The following is a 783-nucleotide window of genomic DNA, read 5'->3' as shown; positions in this document are numbered from 1 at the left end:
CCTTCTTGTTCAGTCAAAATAATAAAATATTTCTTCATATCTTTTGATATCTTTACAATACGATGCGTTGCTTTACTTCAGAGTGCGCCCGAGGCTGTTTCAAGGACAGGCCGTCGAGCAACCAGCGCAACTCACGGTAACTGATAGGCGCCGGAGATGAGTTTTCAGCCGGCCACTGGAATTTACCCCGCTCTAACCGGCGGTAATGGAGCCAGAAACCATTGTGATCCCAATGGAGGATCTTCAGCTTATCCCGCTGCCGGTTACAGAAAACAAAGAGACTGCTGGAGAAGGGATCGAGATTGAATCCCTCCCTGACTAATACCGCCAATCCATCTATGGACTTGCGCAAATCGGTAGCGCCACAGGCGAGATAGACCCGCTCAATGCCGATCTCGTTCAACATGATGCCAGCACCCGGACTACCCTGGAAAGCAGATTGGGATCGAAGCTGGATTTGACCTCGATGCAGGCGGCACCGATCCTGATCAACAAACCGGTGTCAACATGTTCCATCGGCGTCATCTCGACCGGCAGCCACTTGGATGACTGCGTGGCGGGACCGATCTTTCCACGGTAAAGATAGTACTTTAATTGGTGGAATTTTACATGATTGGCGGCGCACCACTTTTTGGCGCTTAGACCACTGGCCCGATAGTCGGCGATGAGGCGTTCCCATTCCTGTCGGTGCTCGTTTCTGGTCATAAAAAAATCCTCCCCGTTTTGGTTCTTTGGGGAAGATTATACGCTTGGCCGAAGGGGGCTACAAGGTGGGGAAAGTTT

At 51.0% G+C, this 783-nt stretch carries 2 protein-coding genes; both read right to left on the bottom strand.

The genetic code is table 11. The annotated features are described in order from the left end of the window. Positions 1 to 52: 52 nt before the first annotated feature. Positions 53 to 406 carry an IS66 family insertion sequence element accessory protein TnpB gene (gene tnpB, locus NUV48_15545; GenBank protein ID MCR4443545.1) on the bottom strand — a complete coding sequence of 118 codons (354 nt, stop codon included), beginning with the start codon at positions 404 to 406 and terminating at the stop codon, positions 53 to 55. Next, positions 400 to 705, bottom strand: coding sequence for a helix-turn-helix domain-containing protein (locus NUV48_15540; GenBank protein MCR4443544.1), 306 nt, complete (start codon positions 703 to 705; stop codon positions 400 to 402). The genes tnpB and NUV48_15540 overlap by 7 nt, the downstream gene beginning before the upstream one ends. Between the last annotated feature and the right edge of the window lie 78 nt (positions 706 to 783).

It is taken from the genome of Peptococcaceae bacterium, from assembly GCA_024655825.1.
Classification (GTDB): Bacteria; Bacillota; Peptococcia; order DRI-13; family PHAD01; genus JANLFJ01.
The sequence above is the reverse complement of the archived record's forward strand: the minus strand, read 5'-3'. Positions and strand labels throughout refer to the sequence as shown.

What these genes read in the sequence shown, in the direction of transcription:
- NUV48_15540 (MCR4443544.1), bottom strand. Translation starts at nt 705, where the DNA reads ATGACCAGAAACGAGCACCGACAGGAATGGGAACGCCTCATCGCCGAC.
- tnpB (MCR4443545.1), bottom strand. Translation starts at nt 406, where the DNA reads ATGTTGAACGAGATCGGCATTGAGCGGGTCTATCTCGCCTGTGGCGCT.